This window comes from Pararhizobium sp. IMCC3301, from assembly GCF_030758315.1.
In the GTDB taxonomy this organism is placed as follows: Bacteria; Pseudomonadota; Alphaproteobacteria; order Rhizobiales.
On the sequence record NZ_CP132336.1, the window covers coordinates 3002467 to 3025800 of the forward strand.

22 protein-coding genes are annotated in these 23334 nt (G+C 59.0%); 7 read left to right on the forward strand and 15 right to left on the reverse strand.

The annotated features are described in order from the left end of the window. Positions 1–177: 177 nt before the first annotated feature. From RAL88_RS14505 to RAL88_RS14515, 3 genes are all read left to right on the forward strand, one after another. Positions 178–1386, forward strand: a complete 1209-nt coding sequence (locus RAL88_RS14505) for an aspartate aminotransferase family protein (protein ID WP_306264495.1) — start codon at positions 178–180, stop codon at positions 1384–1386. A gap of 37 nt (positions 1387–1423) precedes the next feature. Then, positions 1424–2344, forward strand: coding sequence for an ornithine carbamoyltransferase (argF, locus tag RAL88_RS14510; protein WP_306264497.1), 921 nt, complete (start codon positions 1424–1426; stop codon positions 2342–2344). A gap of 64 nt (positions 2345–2408) precedes the next feature. Continuing rightward, positions 2409–3404, forward strand: a complete 996-nt coding sequence (locus RAL88_RS14515; RefSeq protein ID WP_306264499.1) for an Hsp33 family molecular chaperone — start codon at positions 2409–2411, stop codon at positions 3402–3404. 257 nt (positions 3405–3661) lie between these two features. Here the strand turns inward: RAL88_RS14515 and RAL88_RS14520 are convergent, their stop codons facing one another. The 9 genes from RAL88_RS14520 to RAL88_RS14560 form a co-directional block, all read right to left on the reverse strand. Continuing rightward, positions 3662–5944 (reverse strand): NADP-dependent malic enzyme, encoded by a 2283-nt coding sequence (locus RAL88_RS14520; protein ID WP_306264501.1) that lies wholly within the window; start codon positions 5942–5944, stop codon positions 3662–3664. A gap of 278 nt (positions 5945–6222) precedes the next feature. Beyond that, a complete protein-coding gene (locus RAL88_RS14525) occupies positions 6223–6630 on the reverse strand; it encodes a bacteriohemerythrin (RefSeq protein WP_306264503.1) in 408 nt (135 codons plus the stop codon). An 18-nt stretch (positions 6631–6648) separates the two neighbouring features. Beyond that, positions 6649–7152, reverse strand: coding sequence for a hypothetical protein (locus RAL88_RS14530; RefSeq protein ID WP_306264505.1), 504 nt, complete (start codon positions 7150–7152; stop codon positions 6649–6651). Further along, entirely contained in the window at positions 7149–8735 is a 1587-nt protein-coding gene (locus tag RAL88_RS14535; protein ID WP_306264507.1) for a cytochrome b N-terminal domain-containing protein, read from the reverse strand. The genes RAL88_RS14530 and RAL88_RS14535 overlap by 4 nt, the downstream gene beginning before the upstream one ends. 4 nt (positions 8736–8739) lie before the next feature. Next, on the reverse strand, positions 8740–9594 hold the full coding sequence (locus RAL88_RS14540) for an SCO family protein (RefSeq protein WP_306264509.1): 855 nt from the start codon (positions 9592–9594) through the stop codon (positions 8740–8742). Further along, positions 9582–10478 carry a heme o synthase gene (gene cyoE / locus RAL88_RS14545; protein WP_306264510.1) on the reverse strand — a complete coding sequence of 299 codons (897 nt, stop codon included), beginning with the start codon at positions 10476–10478 and terminating at the stop codon, positions 9582–9584. The genes RAL88_RS14540 and cyoE overlap by 13 nt, the downstream gene beginning before the upstream one ends. 20 nt (positions 10479–10498) lie before the next feature. Then, complete coding sequence (locus RAL88_RS14550) at positions 10499–12229, reverse strand: cbb3-type cytochrome c oxidase subunit I (RefSeq protein WP_306264511.1); 1731 nt, start codon at positions 12227–12229, stop codon at positions 10499–10501. A gap of 16 nt (positions 12230–12245) precedes the next feature. Then, positions 12246–12800, reverse strand: coding sequence for a hypothetical protein (locus RAL88_RS14555; RefSeq protein ID WP_306264512.1), 555 nt, complete (start codon positions 12798–12800; stop codon positions 12246–12248). A 27-nt stretch (positions 12801–12827) separates the two neighbouring features. Further along, positions 12828–13007 (reverse strand): hypothetical protein, encoded by a 180-nt coding sequence (locus RAL88_RS14560; RefSeq protein WP_306264513.1) that lies wholly within the window; start codon positions 13005–13007, stop codon positions 12828–12830. A 368-nt stretch (positions 13008–13375) separates the two neighbouring features. Here RAL88_RS14560 and mutS point away from each other — a divergent pair, with 368 nt between their 5' ends. Both mutS and moeB read left to right on the forward strand, forming a co-directional pair. Further along, positions 13376–16117 (forward strand): DNA mismatch repair protein MutS, encoded by a 2742-nt coding sequence (gene mutS / locus RAL88_RS14565; RefSeq protein WP_371932101.1) that lies wholly within the window; start codon positions 13376–13378, stop codon positions 16115–16117. Next, on the forward strand, positions 16114–16872 hold the full coding sequence (moeB, locus tag RAL88_RS14570; protein WP_306264515.1) for a molybdopterin-synthase adenylyltransferase MoeB: 759 nt from the start codon (positions 16114–16116) through the stop codon (positions 16870–16872). The genes mutS and moeB overlap by 4 nt, the downstream gene beginning before the upstream one ends. A gap of 18 nt (positions 16873–16890) precedes the next feature. Here moeB and RAL88_RS14575 read toward each other — a convergent pair whose 3' ends face one another. From RAL88_RS14575 to RAL88_RS14595, 5 genes are read right to left on the reverse strand one after another with little or no spacing between them, the layout of a single operon-like run. Next, entirely contained in the window at positions 16891–18255 is a 1365-nt protein-coding gene (locus RAL88_RS14575) for an NAD(P)/FAD-dependent oxidoreductase (RefSeq protein ID WP_306264517.1), read from the reverse strand. Positions 18256–18263: 8 nt separating this feature from the next. Further along, positions 18264–19691 (reverse strand): mercury(II) reductase, encoded by a 1428-nt coding sequence (gene merA, locus RAL88_RS14580; RefSeq protein ID WP_306264519.1) that lies wholly within the window; start codon positions 19689–19691, stop codon positions 18264–18266. A gap of 24 nt (positions 19692–19715) precedes the next feature. Continuing rightward, entirely contained in the window at positions 19716–20105 is a 390-nt protein-coding gene (gene merF / locus RAL88_RS14585) for a mercury resistance system transport protein MerF (RefSeq protein ID WP_306264521.1), read from the reverse strand. Between the two features lie 22 nt (positions 20106–20127). Then, positions 20128–20433: a hypothetical protein gene (locus RAL88_RS14590; protein ID WP_306264523.1), complete on the reverse strand. Its 306-nt coding sequence runs from the start codon at positions 20431–20433 to the stop codon at positions 20128–20130. A 15-nt stretch (positions 20434–20448) separates the two neighbouring features. After that, positions 20449–20856: a mercuric transporter MerT family protein gene (locus RAL88_RS14595; protein ID WP_306264525.1), complete on the reverse strand. Its 408-nt coding sequence runs from the start codon at positions 20854–20856 to the stop codon at positions 20449–20451. Positions 20857–20927: 71 nt separating this feature from the next. Here RAL88_RS14595 and RAL88_RS14600 point away from each other — a divergent pair, with 71 nt between their 5' ends. After that, positions 20928–21353: a helix-turn-helix domain-containing protein gene (locus RAL88_RS14600; RefSeq protein ID WP_306264527.1), complete on the forward strand. Its 426-nt coding sequence runs from the start codon at positions 20928–20930 to the stop codon at positions 21351–21353. 46 nt (positions 21354–21399) lie between these two features. Here the strand turns inward: RAL88_RS14600 and RAL88_RS14605 are convergent, their stop codons facing one another. Next, on the reverse strand, positions 21400–22077 hold the full coding sequence (locus RAL88_RS14605; RefSeq protein ID WP_306264529.1) for an SH3 domain-containing protein: 678 nt from the start codon (positions 22075–22077) through the stop codon (positions 21400–21402). Positions 22078–22322: 245 nt separating this feature from the next. Here RAL88_RS14605 and RAL88_RS14610 point away from each other — a divergent pair, with 245 nt between their 5' ends. Next, positions 22323–23321 (forward strand): D-glycerate dehydrogenase, encoded by a 999-nt coding sequence (locus RAL88_RS14610; protein WP_306264531.1) that lies wholly within the window; start codon positions 22323–22325, stop codon positions 23319–23321. The last annotated feature ends 13 nt before the right edge of the window (positions 23322–23334 follow it).

A 23334-nucleotide genomic window follows, 5' to 3' on the forward strand; every position in this document is an offset into this window, starting at 1 on the left:
CCATCAAACCGCTGTATTTTGAAACCATTACATCGCCCCTGATAAAGGGTCTTTGAATTCAGACCTTTACGCTGTATGTAAATGCACATTCGCGTGCAACGCCGCCAACCGACAGGGTCGGAAGGGCGGCATTTTTTATTGGAAGAATTTCCAATAGGGATTGACGGAGACAGAATTATGGCATCGCAGGCGCAAAATTCCGCGCTTTTCAGCACTTATGCGCGGTCTGACCTCAGTTTTGACCGTGGCGAGGGCGCGCGATTATACACCTCTGATAATGAGGAATATCTTGATTTTGCCGGTGGGATCGCCGTTTCGTCGGTTGGTCACGGACACCCTCATGTCGTTTCGGCTTTGAAAGATCAGGCCGACAAGCTCTGGCACCTGTCCAATCTGTATCACATTCCCGGACAGGAACGGCTGGCGCAGAGGCTTGCGGAGGTGACATTTGCCGACAAGGTTTTCTTTGGCAATTCCGGTGCCGAGGCACTGGAATGTGCCATCAAAACCGCCCGGCGCTACCAATTTGTCAATGGCGCCCCTCAGCGTTATCGTATTCTGACCTTTGAAGGTGCCTTTCACGGCCGCACCCTGGCCACGCTGGCGGCAGGCGGCCAGGAAAAATATCTCGAAGGTTTCGGCCCCAAAGCCGCCGGGTTTGATCAGGTCGCTTTTGCCGATCATGAGGCCATGAAAGCCGCCGTAAGCGATGAAACCGCCGCCATTCTGATCGAGCCGATTCAGGGCGAAGGCGGTTTGCGGCCGGTGCCGCATCAGTGTCTGCGCGGCCTGCGCGAGCTGTGCGATGAGCAGGGTCTGATGCTGATCTTCGACGAGGTTCAGACAGGAGTTGGCCGCACCGGAAAATTGTTTGCCCACGAGTGGGCCGGCATCGAGCCGGATATCATGGCAATTGCCAAGGGCATCGGTGCCGGCTTTCCGATCGGAGCCTGTCTGGCTACCGCATCGGCGGCTGCAGGCATGACGGCCGGTACCCATGGCTCGACCTTTGGCGGCAATCCGCTGGGCATGGCGGTTGGCAATGCGGTTCTCGACATTATTCTGGCCCCTAGCTTTCTTGAAGAGGTTCAGCAGAAGGGACTGCACATGAAGCAGAAGCTGGCAGAACTTGCCGACACGCACGCCGACTGTATTGAAGGCATTCGTGGTGTCGGATTGATGCTTGGCATTCAACTCAAGAAAACGGCCTTCCCGGATGGCGTCGCACCGTTTGTCGAGGCGGCGCGCAGGCATCATCTTCTCACCGTTGGTGCGGGCAATAATGTCGTGCGTCTGCTGCCGCCTCTGACAGTCAGCCGGGAAGATACAGATCTGGCACTTCAGCGCATGGATGCAGCGTTCAGTGAATTGAGCACTGCGCCCTGACACTACATAACAGAAACGAAACCAACGAGGTCGCGCGATGGACCCCACGCAGCCAAGACATTTCCTGCAAATTGCAGACCACTCGCCGCAGACATTGCGTGCTATGCTGGATGAGGCGGTGCGGCTTAAATCCATCCGCCGCGTCGCACCGGAAAAACCCCTTGCCGGCAAGGTTCTGGCTCTGGTGTTTGAGCAGCCTTCAACCCGCACGCGCGTTTCCTTTGATGTCGGCATGCGCGAGCTTGGCGGTGAAACCATCATGCTCAGCGGCAATGAAATGCAGATCGGCCGCGGTGAAAGCATTGCCGACACGGCCCGCGTCATGTCGCGTTTCGTCGATGCCATCATGATCCGGATGCTGAGCCATGCCGATGTATCGGAACTGGCGGAATATGCCACGATCCCGATCATCAACGGACTGACACAACGCGCACATCCGACCCAGATCATGGCCGATATTCAGACGATTGAAGAACATCGCGGCAGGCTCAATGGCAAGATCATCGCCTATTCCGGCGACGGCAACAATATGCTTGCCAGCTGGATTGAAGCGGCGACCAAGTTTCCGTTTCAGCTGCGCATGGCCTGCCCGACCGAATTATCACTCGACAATGCCCTGATTGAAGATGCCCGGACCAAGGGCGCCGATCTTGTCGTCACCACGGACCCGGAAGAAGCAGTTGTCGGAGCTGATGTTGTGATGACCGACACATTTGTGTCGATGGGTGATGATGATGCCGAGCGCCGTCACAATTTGCTGATGCCCTATCAGGTCAATGACCGCCTTATGAGCCGCGCCGGTGAGAACGCCATTTTCCTGCACTGCCTGCCGGCACACCGCAATGAGGAAGTGACGGATTCTGTCATGGACGGCCCTCAATCTGTGGTGTTTGACCAGGCTGAAAACCGGCTTCATGCTCATAAGGGAATTCTTGTCTGGGCACTGGACGCACTTTAAAACCTCTGGCCAGTGCCTAAATAGCTGGTTTGCACATTTGGCTGTTAGCCTGGAAAGGTCTGCGATGACAGATCAGACAATGATGGACGTTCTTGCCAAGGCGCCGGGACAGGATGAAGTGCTGCCGTTTTCGGTAGATGCGCTGGATGTGCGCGGCCGCGTCGTGCATCTGAACCACAGCATCAACAGCATTCTTGCCCGTCATGATTATCCAAAACCGGTTGCCAGGCTGCTGGGTCAGGCGGCGGCTCTGACCGTGATGCTGGCAGCGTCGATAAAACTCGAAGGCCGGCTGATCCTGCAGGCCCAGACCGATGGTCCGGTTTCGCTGCTGGTGGTTGATATGCGTGCCCCCGGCGATTATCGGGCGACCGCCAGTTTTGACGCCGACCGCGTCGCCGAGCTGGAAGACGCCGACGCTGGCGCATTGCTGGGCAGCGGAACCCTGGCTCTGACCATTGATCAGGGTCAGTATATGAACCGCTATCAGGGTTATGTGGAATTGAATGGCGGGTCTCTGGAAGACGCCGCCCATGATTATTTCATCCGCTCCGAGCAGATCCCGACACGGATTCGTCTTGCCGTTTCCGAATTAATCACCCGCACTGAAACCGGCGAGGCGACCCACGCCTGGCAGGCCAGCGGCGTGATGATCCAGTTTCTGCCTCATGCCTCCGACCGGCTGGTGCAGAAAGATCTGCCGGCTGGCGGCATCGCGGATGAGGATTACCACGCTTCCCAGCCGGAAGACGATGATTCCTGGGTAGAAGCTCAGGCTCTCATCGACACATTGCAGGAAAACGAACTGGCCGATCCTGACCTGTCGGCAGAACGACTGCTGTTCCGCCTGTTTCATGAACGCGGCGTTCGCGTCTATGATGCTATGAGTGTGCAGGACAAATGTTCCTGCAATGCCGCCAAGGTCGGCGGCGTTCTGGGTCAGCTCAGCCGCGAGGAACTGGTTGAAAGCATTGCGCAAAGCGGCCAGATCGAAGTCACATGCGAATTCTGCGCCCGCAAATATGACTTTGATCCGAACCGGCTGCTGAAACAGTCCTGACACCGGCGGGTTTTCTTTCACCGCGCCATTCCGCACCGACCTCTCCACTATCGTCGTCCTCGGGCTTGTCCCGGGGACCCAGCATATGATTTGCGGTGGTGAGGAAGGCGGAAAGTTTAGTCAGGTCTGGATCCCCGGGACAAGCCCATTAATGTTTCGGGACGACGGGTTTGGGCGGTTTTGGCTTATCCCTCGCCCCGCATCATTCCGCCCCGGCCCCCGCCAGCACACCGTTCAAAAAAGCCGGGACTAAACAGTTAGCCTGAAATGCCATAGGCGGCGATGGCGGCCATGTTGACGATATCGCTGTCGCGCGATCCCATCGGCATGATCTGCACCGATTTGTCGAACCCGACCAGCAGCGGGCCGATCACCGTTGAGCCGCCCAGTTCCTGCAGCATCTTGGTCGAGATGGAGGCGGAGTGGAAAGCCGGCATCACCAGCACATTGGCCGGTCCTGTCAGGCGGCAGAACGGATAGGAGCTCATGACATCCGCGTTGAGGGCGACATCGGCGGCCATTTCGCCATCATATTCGAAATCAACACGTCGCTTGTCGAGGATCTTCACCGCTTCCTGCACCCGCTCGGAGCGTTCGCCCTGGGGATGGCCGAAGGTGGAATAGGCCAGCATCGCAACTTTCGGCTCATAGCCCAGACGGCGCGCCACACCGGCGGCCTCTTCGGCAATGTCTGCAAGCTCAATTGCATTCGGCATATCATGAACGGCGGTGTCTGCGACCAGTACAGTACGGCCGCGGCAGATTGCCAGCGACATGCCGATGACCCGGTGCCCCGGTTTGGGGTCGATCATCAGGCGGACATCCTCCAGCACTGTGGAGTAATTCCGCGTGATGCCGGTGACCATGCAATCCGCATCACCCAGCGCCACCATGGCGCTGCCGAAATAATTCCGGTCGGTGTTCATCAATCGCACGCAATCGCGGTAAAGATAACCTTTGCGCTGCATGCGGGCATACAGAAAATCGGCGTAATCCTTGTTGCGGTTGGAGCTTCTGGCACTGATCACTTCAATCTGGCCGCCCAGTTCCACGCCGACAGATTTTGCCGTGTCGTGGATTTCGTCCTCCCGCCCGATCAGAATTGCAGTGCCCAACCCCTGCGCAACGAAGCTCACCGCAGCGCGGATCACCTGCTCTTCTTCGCCCTCGGCAAACACCACCCGCTTGGGGTTGCGTTTGACTTTTGCAATGATGCGCTGAAGCGCGTTGGCGGTCGGATCGCGCCGGGCCGACAATTCAGCCTGATAGGCATCCATATCGACAATCGGCTTGCCGGCGGCACCCGATTCCATGGCGGCTTTCGCAACCGCCATCGGCACCGCCGAAATCAGTCTTGGATCGAACGGCACCGGAATGATGTAGTCAGTGCCGAATTTTGGCCGGTGACCGCGATAGGCGGCGGCAACTTCGTCAGGCACATCAGCGCGGGCCAGCGCGGCGATAGCGCGGGCCGCCGCAATTTTCATGTCATCATTGATAGTCGAGGCGCGCACATCCAGTGCGCCGCGGAAAATATAGGGAAATCCAAGCACATTGTTGACCTGGTTGGGATAGTCCGAACGGCCGGTCGCAATAATGGCATCATCGCGAATTTCCATAATCTCTTCCGGGGTCATTTCCGGATCAGGATTGGCCATCGCGAAAATGATCGGCTGGTCAGCCATGGCGCGAACCATATCAGCGGTCAGTGCGCCCTTGGCGGACAGGCCAAAGAACACGTCGGCTCCTTCCATGGCTTCCAGCAGGCTGCGCGCCTTGGTGGGCACGGCATGTGCCGATTTCCACTGGTTCATTCCCTCCTGGCGGCCCTGATAGATCGGCCCCTTGGTGTCGCACAGAATGATATTCTCGTGCGGCATGCCCATCGATTTGATCAACTCGATACAGGCGATCCCGGCAGAGCCGGCACCGTTGCAGATCAGCTTCGTGGTTTTCAAATCGCGCCCGGTCAGATGCAGCGCATTGATCAGCCCGGCCGCGGAAATGATCGCAGTGCCGTGCTGATCATCATGAAACACCGGAATATCCATCAATTCCCGCAGGCGCTGTTCGATGATGAAACAGTCCGGGGCCTTGATGTCCTCCAGATTGATGCCGCCAAAAGAGGGCCCCAGAAAGCGCACCGCATTGATAAATTCATCGACATCCTCGGTGTCGATTTCCAGATCGATACTGTCCACATCGGCAAACCGTTTGAACAGCACGGCCTTGCCCTCCATCACCGGTTTGGAGGCCAGCGCACCCAGATTGCCCATACCCAGAATGGCCGTGCCATTGGAGATCACCGCAACCATATTGCCCCGCGTGGTGTAGTCGTAGGCGCGCGATGGATCGTCAGCGATAGCTTGCACCGGCACCGCCACACCAGGCGAATAGGCCAGCGACAGATCGCGTTGTGTCGCCATTGGTTTGGTGGCGACGATTTCCAGTTTTCCGGGGCGGCCCTGCTGATGGAACTGCAGGGCTTCCTGGTCGGTCAGCGGGATGTTGCGTTTACCGGACTTGTCCGTAGCGGGCATGGCGTTTCCTGTTTTAATTTTTATGATTTTTACCTTGGTCAGACAACCTAGCGAGCCGCAACGATCTCCACAAGGTGTGCTTTTGCACAGCCCACAATCCTGCGTGTCATGGACGCAATAATTTGCTGGAGCGTTGGGTGATTCAATCGAGACACCCCCGCGTTCTGGCAAGGTCATATCTGCCGCCTGAACAATGATTCCCGGATTCAGGTCGCTTTTGCAAAACGACCTATCCCCTTACAAGACGGCCATGATAATTGCCGGTTCGCAGTTGACAATCAGGGATGCGGATGCGGTCCCAGACGGTGGTGCAAGCGTGAATCATGGACATGGAAGTGGTTGGCGAACCAAGCTTCCAGAGTTGTCGCCAATCGATCGGCGGTTTGATCGGGTGACGGTGCGTTCTCCTCCATGATGTCGCGCAATTCGTCCATGAGGCGCTCGTGATCGGCCTTGTGCTCGGCGCGCTGGTCGTAACCGTGGGCCTGCATCTGCTGCTCTTCCAAGGCGAAATGCGCCGAGATCCCGCGCAGCAGATCGCCAAACCCGCGCTCAACGTCCGCATCCGGACGCCGGTCAAGGATTGCCGCTGTGGTCTGGTTGACCAGATCGATCAGCTCCTGGTGTTCGCTATCGATTGCCGGGTTTCCGACACTGTATTCGGGTTTCCATTCGATTGGTGCCATGTCCGGCTCCTTTCATCGTTACTTGAAGACGAATCCGACATCGTTGCGAAAGTCGATCACGAAACTCTGCTGCGGCTTAAGGTCAACCTGTCGCGCGACCTCGTAGTCGAACCCGTTGGTTTGGGGGTTGTCCCGCATTCGTACCGTCAGGGAATGCGATCCTGCAGGCAAGATCAGGCGTTCATAGATGCGTGATGGCCCGCTGCCCGCCAAGCCTGAAGGCGGGCTTTCTGCAGCATAGACAGGGGCACCATCGACCTCCAGCTCAACGTATATCGCAGGGCGACGGCGCTCGCAAATCTGGGTCTGGCGCATGTTGGGCGGCAGCTTCGCCAGTTCTTCAGGCGTTCTGTCGCGGCATCTGGCGCTGCTGTCGCCGCTGTGGGTGAAGCTCAGCCGCACCAGTGCCGAGCCTTCGGGCACGCTGCGCCAGGTCGGCGCGGCGGACAGCCAGGCGACCCCGGCGAACAGCAGCAGCGTGACGCCGCCGCCCATCGCCAGATGATGCAAACGCGCTTTCATCGCTTTTTGCCCGCACTCGCCACGATCTGGTCGGCCGCTTTCACATCGTCGGGGTCGAGCGGACGCTGGTTGGCGATCGGTCCCATCGCCGCGAGTCTTTCGGCGAAGCTACGGGTTTCCGCCTCCAGACGTGCGTTTTCAGTTGGCCCCGCCCAGACCGTCAGCAATCGCTCGGACGGAACGCGGGCGCGCAGGAACGGATCACGGGTACGGGCGATGCGTTCTTCGGTCCACTTGCCGCCGAGCCGGTTGAAGCAGTCGCGTTCAGCACAGCCCGCGATGCAGACGCCGTCGGCCAGATCGCGGCTGAGGATGAAGTCGAACAGCGACGGTGGTGCCATCGCCACGCAAGGCAGGATCACACGACCTTTTTCAGGAACACTTGCCGCACCGTGGGCACAGGCGATGGTCATCGTCCGGCCCGGTCCCGTCAGCTCCGATCCTGCAGCGATTACCTCGGCGCGCAACTCCTCAAGCGGGCGACCGGGAAGGTCGATACCGGTAATCAGCGGGCCACTGCGGCGGAACGGCGTCGAGGAGGGGCACGATCCCATGCAGATGCCGCAGGCGACGCAGCGGTCCGCATCGACCTCCGCCTGCAGCAGAAAGGCGGCGCCGTCAGTGCGCGGAACCATGGTAATGGCATTGTAGGGGCAATCGGCCTCGCAGCGAGTGCAGCCGTTGCAGAAGTCCAGGAAAACCTGTGCCGCCTCGGCTTCCTTGCGCGGCGGCAACCAGGGCAGCCCTATCATGAGCAGCGAAACAAGCAGCGTTCCGGTCCAGACCACGCCCGGCGGCGCAAGATCGATCACCGGGTAGAGTCCGAGGATGAACCAGTCGAGTCCGATTTCTGAGGGGAAGGTTGCCAGATTTGCCGGGCCCTGCGAAGACGCCGGCATCGCGAACGCGACCGCTATCAGCGCCGTCAGCGTGATGGCGCCGAGGCCGCGCGGCGGATTCGTCCGCGCCGAGGTGATGCGCTGGACGTGGATCCACATCATCAGCAACAGCAGCAGCGGAATGGCGATGTGGAGGAACACCATCAGCGTGAAGAAGCGCCCCGACAGGCTGTCGGGCGTCAGGAAGTTCCGCGCAATCGGTTCGGCGAAAAACGGCAATGCGTCCAGCAGTTCCGTCGTCGTCAGCGCAACATATTGCGCCAGCTTGTCCCAGACCAGCCAGTAGCCGGTGATGCCCGACATGTAGACGAACCACATGACCGGTACGCCGGTGATCCAGGAGAACCAGCGCCGCCCACGATAGCGGTCGAAGGACCATTCGCGCACCAGATGTATCAGCATCACGACGACCATAAGATCCGACGCATAGCGGTGCAGACTGCGCGCCAGCCCGGCGTGAAACCAGTGGTCGTTGGAGAGCCATTCTACGGACTGATAGGCCTCGACCACACCGGTATCGAAGAAGATGAACAGATAGATGCCGGTGACGGCGACGATCCAGAACAGGAACCAGCCAAGCGAACCCAGATTGGCGAGCGGGTTCCAGTCCGGCCCGAATAGCGTATCGAGAGGACGTTCGACCCGATCAAACCCGCGCCGCAGAATCGTGCGAACCCCAATCATGGCATCATCTCGTCTGCTCTTGGTGTGCCGGTGCAGCACGATACCGCCCGGCGCGCCGCCGTTCAAGCCAGAGCCGCAGAATAACGAGCGCCGTCAGCAGCAGCGACACGGCACCGAAGAAGATGCCAAAGAAGATGCCGTAATCGAAGCGATAGGCGCGGGTCAGTGGATTGTAGACGGTGCACAGAAATGTGAGCCTGTTCCACAGATCAGCTGGCGCGGCCGAGCGCAACGTCTTGCCAAGGATGAGATCCTTGAGTGGCTCCATGAACACCGGCAGCGGAAAAGTCTCTCCGTAGAGCTGGCGGTAAACCTTGCCGTTGGCGTCCAGGATGGTCGTCTGGCTGGGATGATCAAAACTGCCTGCAGCCGCCCGCCAGCTGAAGCCCAGATCCTTCACCAGCGCTTCGGTGGTTTCGGCATCGGCGCTGGCGACACGCCAGTCGTCGAGCTGGCGCAGCCCGTGCGAAATCGCGAAAGCGCGAAGCTGCGCCGGCTTGTCCCCGCTGGCGTCGAAGCCGAAGCTCAGCACCCCGAAGCTTTTCTCGCCCAGCACCTTGCGGGCATCCTTGACGGCATTGACCAGATGATCGGTCGTGACCGGGCAGATCGAACTGCAACTGGTGTAGATCAGCGAAATTACCAGCGGGCGTCCGCGCAAATCGGCCAGTGACAGCGGCGCGCCTCGCTGGTCGCGCAGAACATGGTTGCCGACTTGCCGTCCGATGGCGTCCTGGCTGATCCTGTAAACCTGTTCGGCGTCCAGTGCTTCCGGAGGCTGGTCAACCGTCTGCGCCTGCGCGCCATAGCTCAGCGCCGCCATCCAGAGGATGCACAGGCTGCGGATCAGAGCGCCCATCCCAGAACCTCGTCCAGAGGAGCCTCGTCCAGAATCACGCCTGCCGCGAGCAAAGCAAACTGGACGAGCGAGGCGCGAAAGGTCCGCATCGCTGCGCTGGGGGTTGGCCCGCGCAGCAGCCGCCAGGCGGCGAAAAGAAAGGGCAGTCCTCCCAGGGCGGCGAAGACGCCATAAATCCAGCCCATGCCGAACCACAGCGGCACCAATGACAGCACGACCAGGAAAACAACATGGCTGAAGATCGCCGGCCCCCAGATTTCGGGTCCGGTCACGACCGGCAGCATCGGGATCTTGGCGCGGCGGTAATCCTCGCCGCGTGCCACTGCAAGGCTCCAGAAATGCGGCGGGGTCCACAGGAACAGCACCGCGGCCAACAGGATCGGTACCGGGCCGATGACCGGGCCGAACTGCGGCGCCGCCGCCGCAGCTCCGGCCAGAACCGCGAAACTGCCCGCAGCGCCGCCGATCACTATGTTCCAGACGGTGCGGGTCTTGAGCCAGACGGTATAGACAACGCCATATGTCAGGGCTCCCAGAAACACCAGAAACGTGGCCAGGGTGCCGCCGACCGACCAGGCCATCAGAAGCGATACGCCCAGCAGCGCCAACAGTGTCACCGGCCAGATGGCACCGGCCTTCAGTACACCGCTGGCGAAGGGCCGGTTCCGGGTTCGCGCCATCATGCGGTCGCTGTCGCGTTCGTAATACTGGTTGAAACCACCAGCCGCGCCGGACGCACCCAGCACGGCCAGCGCGAAGACCAGTGCCTTCACCATGCCCAGTTCACCATCGCTGGTCATCACCCCGACAAGGGCCGCCAGGGCGATGAAGCTGCCGATCCTGAGCTTGAGGATCGAGACGGTCATGGACAGGGCATTAAGCATGGCGGGCACTCCCTTGCGCATCAGTTGAATAGCCACAGCGCCGACAGGTACTTCCAGTTGACGAAGTAGTAGAGCACGAAGACCGCAAAGAAGATCGTCACCAGCATGATGGTGCCGGGCAGTTTGAGACTGCGCTCGCTGCCATATTCCGACACCGCCTGGGCACCGCCATCATGCAGCGGAAAGACCAGCTTGGCTCCCGGCTGATCCAGACGCGGTCCGGCCAGGACCGAGGCGACGATGAGCACCACGAAGAGCAGCCCGCCGATCGCCGCAAGGATTGCAGCCATGCCGTTGAGACCCATCATAAGATAGGCACCCGGCGCGAATTCGTACGGCATTGCTGCATCCACCAGCGAGATGTCCCAATGCCTGCGCGGAACTCCCAGCGTGCCTGCACCCATCATGAAGAGCGAAATGCCGCCGGCACCGATGCCGAAAAGATAGGGTTGCCATTTCGCCAGCGTCGGCCAGATAATGTCGCGCTGGAACATCATCGGCACGAGGATATAGGTCATCGCCATGAAGGCCAGCGTCGTGCCCGCGACCACAGTGCCGTGGAAATGGCCCGGCACGTAGATCGTATTGTGCATCAGTACGTTGAGCTGTTCGGTGCCCAGAATTACGCCGGTAATGCCGCCGATGAAGCCGAACATGACGAGGCTCATGAACATCCCCGAAAATGCCGGATTGCCCCAGGGCGCCTTGGTCAGCCATTCGAACATGCCGCGGGTATAGCCATTGCGGCGCTGCGCCGCCTCGACCGCTCCGGGAACGGTCAGGCCGTGGATCATCGAGGCCATAACCGCCAGATACATCATGTAGCTGGTGTTGATGATCTTCCAGGACGAGCTCATTCCAGGCTCGGCCAGCAGATGGTGAGCCGACGCGAGTTGCAAAAACAGGATATACATCAGGAAGGCAAAGCGGCTGACTTTCTCGGATAGCGGTTTGGCCCCGACGACCATCGCCGCGATCGCGTACCAGATCGAGATATGTGCCGCGACGTTGATCTGCTGCGATGAATGGCCCATGCCCCACCACACCAGCTTGTACATCAGCGTATCGATACCCGAGATCAACCCCAGCGACCACAGCCAGGTCGGTATCAGGATGATCGCACCCGACGCCAGCGTGAACACCGCGATGATCGCCGCCGTAATGGCGCCGAACGTCACCAAAGGCACCGATCCGTCATAGGTCCGCTCGGCTTTGGCCACCACCAGTGTGCCGAAGAACACGAAGACCGCAATCAGCGCGCCGACCGCGAAGACGATCAGCGACAGGTAGAACCAGTGCTCGGCCATCATCGGCGGATAGGAAGTGAACATCACCGTCGAATCGCCATTCAGCACGGCATAGTTGGCCATCACCGCGCCCACCAGCATCAGCGCGAACCCCAGCCAGGCCCATCGCGGCGTTGCCAGGCGTGCGCCCAGAAGCACCGCCGAGGCGAAATAAAGCACCGCGATTTCGAAGAAGATGATCCAGAACAGCAACACGTTGGCACCGTGGCCGGTCAGCACCAGATAGAACCAGTCCGCCGGTAACAACTGCACCGCCGGCCAGCGCGTCAACGCGACCATCAGGCCGAAAAACCCGCCGATTGCGAGAAACACGACCGCCGCAACGGCATTGGCGCGGATCAGCAATTCGGCGCTGCGTTCGATGCGGCGGCCGGTGAACGGGCAGGTACGATAGCGCACCGGGGTACTGGTTACTCCGATTATACCTTGATCAATAGTGGTCATGTGCCTGGTCTCCCGCTCATTCGACAACGCGGATGATACCGGTCATCGTATGATGGCCGATGCCGCAATATTCATTGCATATAACGCCGTACTCGCCAGTCTCGGTCGGGGTCAGCGTCAGGATGTGTTCATAGCCCGGATGTACCGAGATATTGATGTTGACGGGCTGGAGCGAAAAGCCATGCTGCCAGTCGGCCGAGGACAGATGGAACCGGTAGCTCTGTCCCTTTTTCAATTCCAGCGCCGGCCACCATTCCCACAACCGCGCCAGCAAGTAGACGTCGCCCCCGGCTGGCGGACTGACTACCGGAACGCCGGCGATTTCCACCGGCTCTCCGGCTGCATCGATAAGCTGATATTCCTCAGCAAAGGCCTCGACCTTTTCAACGAATCTTTCGGGACGCACGCGATAGGTTTCCGTGGACAGGTTCTGATTGCCGATGAAATGCCAGGCGATCATGAAGAAGAACATGAACAGGCCCCAGAGGAAGGCAATGATGATCCATGTCAGTTCAATGCCGTGGATCGGTTCATTCCACCAGAGGCGGTTGCTTGGAGGATCGATGGCCATGCTGCGACCTTTCGGATTTGTTTGGGATCAGTTGCCGATGGGAACGGAGGCAATCTCCATCACGCCCCAGATAATGTAGAGTACGGTCGGCATGGTGACGCCGATGAACAAAAGCAGGAAAGGATTGTCCAGAACGCGCTGCATAACCGGAATCCGCTCTTCCGGCAGCGGTGGCGCGCCTTGTGCGGTATCGTCGGTATTTTCCATCTGGTTCCCCTTCCTCAGTGACACGCACCAGATCAAATATCCCTTATGCGAGATGTGCGCATGCCAGGGGCGAATCGATCTGCTGTTATCGGTCCTGTGGAGGGAAATCCGACGGGTTTGCCAGCAGGCGGGCAAAGCATTTTTGCCATCGCCGCAGCCGGAAATCCGGTACACGGGGCCAATTGCTGAAAAGCTATTTAAAAAAGAATTGTCGCGATATGATCCAGATCAAAGACAAATTTCTGTCATTTCGATTGTCGCTGCGAACGGTCATGATTATGGAAATCGCCTTTGCCAAAACATACACACACGCCTCGCAAAACGCTTCAAAGATATGAACAAATCCGACAGTCTGCTAGAGAGTAGCGATGCGCACTGACGATTCCACCATAGATGACCGCCCGGCAGATACAGGCTCTGCGGCAAAAGCTGCGCCGGAAACGGAGCCTGAGCCCAAACTGACGCCAATGATGGCGCAGTTCATCGAAATCAAGGCGGCCAATCCGGGCTCTCTGCTGTTTTATCGCATGGGCGATTTCTACGAAATGTTCTTCGACGATGCGGAAGTCGCAAGCCGGGCGCTCGGAATCACATTGACCAAACGCGGCAAGCATCTTGGCGAAGACATTCCGATGTGCGGCGTGCCGGTTCACGCCGCTGATGACTATCTGCAGAAACTGATTGCGCAGGGCCATAAAGTGGCCGTGTGCGAACAGATGGAAGATCCGGCGGAAGCCAGGAAACGCGGCACGAAATCGGTTGTCAGACGCGGTGTGGTGCGTCTTGTCACCCCGGGAACCATCACTGAAGAGCGTTTGCTGGATGCCGGCCAGAACAGTTTTCTGGCGGCACTGGCGCGCTCCAGATCCAGCGCGTCCGGCTTTGCTCTGGCATGGATTGATTTGTCCACCGGCGCTTTTTTTGTCCGCCCGCTGGAGTCCATACAGGTCGCGGCGGCTCTGGCGCGGATTGAGCCACGGGAACTGATTCTGTCGGATGCGCTGCTTGATGATCCCGAGATCACCGCACTGCTGGACGGCTCTGCCACGACCCGCAGCCCGGTGCCAAAGGTGTTTTTCGACGGCGCCACCGCGGAAAGCCGGCTTTGCCGGTTCTTTGACCTGCAGACCCTGGACGGCCATGGCAGCTTTGAACGGGTCGAATTGTCCGCCGCCGCAGCGATTCTGTCTTATGTCGAAAAGACCCAGATCGGCGCCCGTCCGCCTTTGCTGGTGCCGGTGCGGGAATCGGCAAGCAGCGGCATGTCGATTGACGCGGCAACGCGGGCCAATCTGGAACTGATGCAGACCCTGTCCGGGAAACGTGCGGGCAGTGTGTTTGATGCCATTGACCGCACCGTCACCGGAGCCGGAGCACGGCTGCTGGCAATGCGCCTCGCATCACCCTCAACCATTGTCGCCACCATCCAGGCGCGGCAGGATGCGCTGGCCTGGGCGCTGAAAAACCCCGCAGCCCTGTCGGATTTGCGCAAACAGCTGAAACGTCTGCCGGATATGGCCCGCGCCCTGTCGCGCCTGATGCTGCAGCGCGGTGGTCCGAGAGATCTGGCAGCCATTCGCGACGGGTTGACCGGGGCCCAGGCCCTGTCCGTCGGGTTGCAAGGTGGCGATGGCCTGATCGAAACCATCCATCAGGCGCTGAAGGCCGCCGGGACCGGCGAACTTGCGGCCCTTGCGGCACAATTGACCGGTGCCCTTGCAGAAGACCTGCCGCTGCTAAAGCGCGATGGCGGGTTTGTCCGCAGCGGCTTTGCTGCAGAGCTGGATGAACATCGCGGCCTGCGCGATCAAAGCCGCAAGATCATTGCCGGTCTGCAAAGCCAGTATGCCGCTGAAACCGGTGTCAAATCCCTCAAAATCCGGCACAATAATGTGCTTGGCTATTTCATTGAAGTGACCGCGCAAAATGCCTGTGCATTGCAGCAGGATGGCGACCAGCGCTTTATTCACCGTCAGACCATGGCGAATGCCATGCGCTTTACCACCACCGAATTGAGTGCGCTGCAAAGCCGCATTGCCGGAGCGGCGGATGCGGCTTTGCAGCTTGAACTTAAACTGTTTGAAGACTTTTTGAGCGAGGTCAGCGCCGCCGCCGCGCCGATCCAGATCCTGTCGCAGCATCTTGCGGATTTGGATGTTATCTGCGCATTGGCAATTCTGGCCGATACGCAGAATTACTGCCGCCCGGAGGTCGATGAAAGTCTGGCCTTTGCCATTGAAGGCGGGCGTCATCCGGTTGTGGAACAGGCGCTGCGCCGGGATGGCAGTGTATTTGTAGCCAATGATTGTGATCTGACCGGCCAATCCGCCGGCCAGATCTGGCTGCTCACCGGTCCCAATATGGCGGGCAAATCCACCTTTTTGCGGCAGAACGCGCTGATTGCCATTCTCGCTCAGATCGGCAGTTATGTGCCGGCGGCCAAGGCCCATATCGGTATTGTCGATGCGCTTTACAGCCGCGTCGGTGCCTCTGATGATCTGGCGCGCGGGCGCTCGACCTTTATGGTCGAAATGGTGGAAACCGCAGCGATTCTCAATCAGGCCGGGCCGCGCGCACTGGTTATTCTCGATGAGATCGGCCGTGGTACGGCGACCTATGACGGGTTGGCGATTGCCTGGTCGGCGGTCGAACATCTTCACGCCATCAACGGCTCGCGGGCGCTGTTTGCCACCCATTATCATGAGCTGACCGCACTGGCGCAGACCCTGGAGCGGCTGTCCAATGCCACGGTGCGCGTCAAGGAATGGCAGGGCAATGTGGTGTTTCTGCATGAAATCGTTCCCGGCGCTGCCACCAGTTCCTATGGCATTCAGGTGGCAAAACTGGCCGGCCTGCCGGAGGCCGCGCTGGCCCGGGCACGCGATGTGCTGCAGCAGCTTGAAGCACAGGAGCGCGAGCGCTCCAAAACCACACTTATCGATGATCTGCCGCTGTTTTCCGTCTCGCCGCAGCACTGGCCGTCCAAAGCCATGGCGGCGCGCGATGAGCAGGCGCTGACCGCCCTTGACGCTGCTGATCCGGATGATCTGACGCCGCGTGAGGCGCTTGAGGCGCTGTATCAGTTGAAAAAGCTGAGGCAGAGCCAGTGACGTCCGCGCCATTATCCCCAGCCGAACTGGAGCGCTATGCCCGCCATCTGGTGCTGCCGGACATCGGCGGTCCGGGGCAGCAGAAGCTGAAGGCGGCACGGGTTCTGGTGGTCGGGGCAGGCGGCCTTGGCGCGCCGGTGTTGATGTATCTGGCGGCTGCCGGCATCGGTCATCTCGGCCTGGTCGATGATGATCATGTCAGCCTGTCAAACCTGCAGCGCCAGATTATCCACACCACCGCAAATGTCGGCATCGCCAAGGTGGAGAGCGCGGCCGCGCTGTTGACGGCGATCAACCCGCATCCGGTGCTGGAATGCCACAATACGCGGCTTGATCAAAGCAATGCCGCAGAGCTGATTGCCGATTGTGATGTGGTTGTCGATGGCAGCGATAATTTCGCCACCCGCTTTCTGGTGGCCGACACCTGCGAGCAGTTGCAAAAAACCCTGGTGACCGGCGCGGTCAACCGCTTTGACGGTTCGATCACAACCCTGCAGCCCTTCCTCGCCGGCAAGGACGGCACCCCCAATCCGCGCTACCGCGACCTGTTTCCCGAACCCCCTGACGAGCGCACCGTGCTGACCTGCGAGGAAGCCGGCATCATGGGCGCGCTCACTGGCGTCATCGGCTCACTGCAGGCGCTGGAAGTGATCAAGGCAATCACCGGCACCGGACAGCTGCTGGTCGGCCGCCACCTGTTGTTTGATGCCAGCTCGATGCTGTTTTATCCGGTGAAATACGCCCGCAGCGACTGAAGCGTCACATCCAGCCGCCTAAACCATCGAGCCAATGTCTGATGCAAAGCTTGGATAGGCAAAGATCATGGCCTTGATCTTGTTGGCTGTCAGCCCCGCACCCATTGCCATGGCGAACAGATTGATCTGTTCTTCCGCGCCGGGGCCGATCAGATGCGCGCCCAGAATCAGGCCGGTTTTCTGTTCCACCAGAACTTTGAATGCCGTTCGTTTGGCGCCGACCCGCATCGATGAATACCAATCAGCGGTCTTTTCGAAATGGACATCGAAAGCCAGCCCCTTTTCGGTGGCATCAGCTTCCGATAAGCCGACCGTAGCCAGTTGCGGCAAGGTGAACACGACACTCGGGATTGGCGGATAAACCACCGCCCTTGTGTCCTTGCCCGCGAGCAGATTTTTACCGGCTATGCGTCCCTCATTCGCCGAGACCGGCGTCAGGTTAGGGCCGCTATCGGCACAGTCACCGGCCGCGAAAATATTCGAATTGGTGGTTCGCATATAGTCGCTGACCTTGATACCGCGCCGGCCGAATTCCACACCTGCTGCAGCCAGGTTCAAATGGTCGATATTCGGCACGCGGCCTGTGCCGTGCACCACGAGATCACAACTCACCTGCTCCGTCCCGGCAGTTGTTTCGAATGTGACCAGGAAGGCTTCCCCAGACCGCTCGACCTTTAGCACCCTGGCCTCTGTCCGCAAGCTGATCCCCATCTCGTTGGTCGCCTCGACCAGAAGGCCCACCAGATCCGGATCAAAATTACCCAGCGGGCGCTTCATCATTTCCAGCACCGTAACCTCACTGGCACCGGCCCTTGCCGCGATATGCGCAAACTCCATGGCGATAAAACCGCCACCGACAAAGGCTATCCGCTCCGGCCGGTCTGGAAGGTTCAGAAAGTCCGTACTTGTGATCAGGAGCTCTTCGCCGGGAATCTTCAGCGTCATGGGACGCGCGCCGGTGGCGATGTGAAAATGCTTGGCCCGCAGGGTTTCTCCATTCAGCTCAATGCTGTCCGGGCCAGTAAATCGCGCCTCGCCATGCAGGGTTGTAACGCCAGCCTTGCTCAGCCCTGCCTCGATGCGCGGCGGCATGGCATCGGTGAATGTGCGCTTGAAAGCGATCATGTCGGGCCAGTTGACCGCCGGCTGTGCCTCAAATCCCTTGCCATCCATGTTATCGGCCCAATCGACAGCTTCGGTGACAGCAACCAGCATCTTCTTGGGATCGCAGCCCCGCAGAGCACAGGTGCCGCCATAAGGCAGACAGTCCACGCTGGCTACATTCCAACCTTCGGCTGCCGCCATCCGGGCGACACCGTTTCCGCCGGTTCCAGCGCCGATCACAATCAGATCATAGGTTTTTTCTTTATTTGACGATGTCATACATTTTCCTATCCGGCGCAGCAGCTCAGTTTGGCGACGTCCATATCAAAGGTTTGCGCTGCCAGTTTCAACCCTTCGACGGTGGTCAGATAAGGCATGATGGTCTGGCCAAGTGCCTTGGTCGTCATACCGAATGACAGGGCCATCGCCAGCGTCTGAATGGTGTCAGAGCCTTCGGGTGCGATAATCTGGCCGCCGAGCAGCAGATCAGATTTGGCGTCGGCCACCAGTTTGATCAGCCCGCGCGTGTCGCGTGCGGCGAGCGCCCGTGGCACATTGTCCAATGTCAGTACCGAAGTTTTCACTTCATGGCCCGCGGCTCGCGCTTCAGCCTCGGACAATCCGACCCCGGCCACTTGCGAGTCGGTAAACACCACCCAGGGCATAGTAGCATTGTCATAGCGATTGGTTTCGCCCAACACAGCGTTGCGCGATGCCAGCTTGGCCCCGTAAGCAGCCATGTAGACGAACTGATCGCGATCGGTCACATCACCGGCGGCATAGACACCTGGCCGCGACGTCTGCATGTCATCATCAATGATGATGGCGCCGCGCTGATCCAGTTCAATGCCCATCTCTTCCAGGCCCATACCATCAGTATTGGCGCGCCGGCCAGCGGTCACCACCAGCTTTTCAGCGTTCAATTCCAAAGGTTTGCCGTCCTTTTTGACGCGGAGCGTGATGCCATCGGCATCCTCACTGACTACGTCATAGCTGACGCCGCAATGTATCTCGATGCCTTCAGCGCGAAATATCTCAGTCAGCGCATCTGAAACTTCGGGTTCAGCGCCGGGCAGGAGCCGTGAGCGGCACACTACAGTCACTTCGACGCCCATCCGGCGCATCATTTGGGCAAGTTCCGCGCCGATATAACCGCCGCCAATAAAGATCAGGCTCCTGGGCTTTTCCTTCAACTCAAGCAGACTGGTGCTGTCCAGCGTGGGCACCTGTTCGATGCCCTTGATCGGCGGCAGGGTGGGACGCCCGCCCGTTGCAATGATGATCTTCGGCGCCTTGATGACACGACTGCCGATTTTAACACCGCCTTCAACCAGTTGTGCGGCGCCCTCGTCGAAGTAGTCGACAAGCTCGTAAGACGGCAGCAGATCGGCATATTTCTTTTGCCGCAGAGTTTGCACCAGCTCATCCTTGGCAGCAACAAGCGCCGCCCAGTCATGGAGCTTTGCCTGACCGCTCACACCGGGAAAGCGCGATGCCGCATGTGCGGCATGGATAGCCTCACCGGCCCGGATCATCGCCTTGGACGGCACACATCCAACGTTGACGCAGGTGCCGCCAATGGTGCCGTGACCAATCAGAGCCACGCGCTTGCCTGCATCGGCGGCCGTGATCGAGGCCGAAAACCCGGCCGATCCCGCGCCGACCACGATCAGATCGTAAAGGCTGATTTTCGGCGTTCCGCTGGCGTCATTCATGTCTGTGCCTTTCAATGCATTTCATCAAATATGTTTGGAAGTGACCTGTGCGGCTGCGGTTGCCCGCGACCGCCGCAGCCAGAGCGCATAAACCACCACTGCCAGCGCCGCCGCGACCGAGAGGCGCAAGGCAAAGCGAAATTCAAGCCAGAACAGCAGTGCCGACAACACCACAACAGCCACGATAATCAGGGTTTTCGGACTGCGCCCCGGCTTGCCAGTTTGCAGCCACAGCGCTTGTGCAACCACGCCGAGTGAGGCAAACAGCAACGGGAACAGCACATAGTCGAGCCATCCGACAAGGGCTGACAGTCCGGCCCCTGCCACCAGCAGCACCAGAAGTGGCGTGAAACAGCAAATTGCAGCAATGACAGCGCCGGTCAGGCCGCTGCGCAGGAGAGTTCTGTCATTCATTGTGGGTCCTTGATCTGTCGCGCTACGAACCGGATGCCGGCAGCAGAACGCGGCCTGGGTAGCCAAATTGCATGGATGCTTCGGCAATTGCATCCGGCGTGGTCACGGCATCATCATAGGTAATCAGAAACACGATTTTTTCTGCTGCCTGATCAAAATCCGCCTCGACGATTTTGACGCTTTCAATGGACTTGACCGCGTCCGCAGCGATGTAGGGGCAGGACGGGCAGAATAACTCGCTGACTTCGATACGGGTCTGCTGCTCGGCGGCCCAGGCCGCACCGGTGGTCAGAAAACAGCCCAGGACTGTTGCGTAAAAATATTTCATTTTCGGAAGTCCTCTCTAATAACTCAAAATGTAGGGGGTGAGGTAGGGAAAGATCATTGCGACAGCGACAATGAACGCGGCAGACCACAAAATCGCGCGCATCAGCGTCCGGTTTAATGGTTTTGCGCAACTGCCATCCTGGCAGTCCAGCGCCTCAACCGGCCGGTAGGCCTTCCAGAACCCGTAAGACAGAAACGCCACGCTGATGGCGAATGTGTACCACTTATAGGCATAAAGTGCCGTCAACTGAGCGATCCAGACGCCGCCGACACCAAAGCTGACCAGAACCAGAGGCAGGATGCAGCATGATGTCATGGCCAAAGCACCAAGACCGCTGAAGCCGGTAGCCGTCCACCCTTTTCGGTCGGTTTCAGGGTTGTCGGTCAATTCTGTCAGGCTGTTACCGGTCGTCAATTCGCTCATTCAAATCATCCTTGCCTTAACCTGGAAGACAAATTAGTGTCTGTAGTAAGTACAGGGTCAAGGATTTTTCTGTGAAGAATGGTAACACTGTTGTGAAGCATTTGAGGCGCTCTGATCTGGCGCGGAAAACCGGCTGCAATCTGGAAACGATCCGATACTATGAAACCATTGGTGTCATGCCCGAGCCGCCGCGAACGGCGAAGAATTACCGAAGCTATGATGCCGGGCATGTTCAGCGGTTGAAATTCGTCATTCGGGCGCGGGATCTGGGCTTCTCGCTGAACGAAGTGCGCGGCCTTCTTGCTTTGGTCGACGGCGGCATCCAGACCTGTGCCGAGGTTCAGGATGTCGCGCTGTCGCATTTGACCGCGATCCACCAGAAGATCGCTGATCTTCAGCGTATCGAGAGCGTACTTTCCGAAACGGTCGCACAATGCAGCGGCAGGGATATTCCAAAATGCGCGGTGATTGATGCCCTGAATGACGAAGCTGCATGACGAAGCGGCATAATGCCGGTCAGTGACCGGGATTCATAGCCGTGCTCTAATCCTCAAATTCCTCATTGGGGTAGACGCCCCACAATTTGTTCTGCTGCACATAGCCGCGAAAGCTCTGATTGCTGCTGTCCCGCAGATCTGCGCGGCACCATACGCCGTCGCACTCATCAATGCTCAGCAGCACGCCGGTTTCCAGCCGGGCATTCAACTTTGCGCCCGGGCTGCGTTCGCGGTAGAGCGGCAGGGGTTCGGCGGCGCTGGCCCATGGCGTGACCAGCGCGGTTCTGCGTCCCGATAAAAGACTGTGAAACACCCAGCCGGAATTTCCGGAAGCATCACGGATGCGGCGCCAATTATCGGATTCCTGAAACACCTCCACCGGAAGCCCGCCCTTGACGAAAATCCAGGCAATATCATATTCCCGGCCGGGTCCGACCCGGACATTCACCTGATTGGATTTGAGGCTGACAAAGCGGGGCAGGGCAAGGCCCGAAGGTCCGACGCGAATTCCGCGCTCACCAATGGACTGGGCAAAGGCCGGCTGCTGCACAAATCCCGCAGCGCTCAGCGCCAGCAGAGCAGCAATTAGCCACACACCGCGTAGCAGGCACCTTGGTAGCCATTTGGGCAGGCATCCGGGCAGCGCTTGCTGAAATCCTCCGAGAATTTTCTGCCGAAACTGCTTATGCAGCGTCTGGCGCAATTGCATCACTTTCAAACTCATTTTCTGCGCATCCATAAGCTCAATTCGCGCATCTCAATTTCAAACTTGCCTTCCGTGTCACAGGAGGCTTGGCATTCGCTCTCCTGACACATTATACCAAGCCATTCAAATTGTGTTTGCAGTCCTATCTGATAGTGTCTGCAGGAACGGCTGTAGATCCGGGTTGGGCATTGCCTGTTCAACTCATATACAAGTTTTGAACCGATATGGTTAAAGAGCTCTCAACAACAATGGGCAAGCGCGATATGTCGAGATCGAAAACTCTGGTTATTGTCACCCGGAAACTGCCTGAACAGGTCGAAACCCGCATGCGCGAGCTGTTCAATGCCCGCCTTAATCTGGACGATCATGCCATGACTCAGGCAGAACTGGTGGAGGCAGTGAAAACGGCGGAAGTGCTGGTTCCCACTGTGACCGATCGAATCGACGCTGCCGTGCTCAACCAGGCCGGCCCGCAATTGAAGATCATCGCCAATTTTGGCAATGGCGTCGACAATATCGATGTCGGCGTTGCCCATGACAAGGGCATTGTGGTGACGAATACGCCCAATGTGCTGACCGAAGATACGGCCGATATGACGATGGCGCTGATTCTGGCCGTACCGCGCCGGCTCGCCGAAGGGGCGGCCATATTGCCGGGCGGAGAGCCCTGGTCGGGCTGGTCTCCGACGTGGATGACGGGCCGCCGCATTTCAGGCAAGCGTCTGGGCATTGTCGGCATGGGCCGGATCGGTCAGGCCGTGGCCCGCCGTGCAAGAGCGTTCGGACTTGCCATTCACTATCACAACCGCCGGCCGCTGCCCTCTGACATTGAAGAAGGTCTGGAGGCAACCTATTGGGACAGTCTCGACCAGATGCTGGCGCGCATGGATATCATTTCCGTCAATTGCCCGCACACGCCCGGAACCTATCACCTGCTGTCAGCCAGAAGGCTGCATTTGATGCGGCCGGAAGCCTATGTGGTCAACACGGCGCGCGGCGAAATCATCGACGAGAACGCCCTCATCACCATGCTGGAAGACAAGAAACTCGCTGGCGCCGGTCTGGATGTGTTCGAGCATGAACCGGCCGTCAATCCCAAATTGCTGAAGCTTGCCCGTGCCAACAAGGTTGTGCTTTTGCCGCATATGGGATCGGCGACGATCGAGGGCCGCATCGATATGGGTGACAAGGTGATCGTCAACATCAGATCCCTGCTCGACGGCCATGCAGTTCCGGACCGGATTCTTCCCAGCATGGTCTGACCGGCCAGCATGG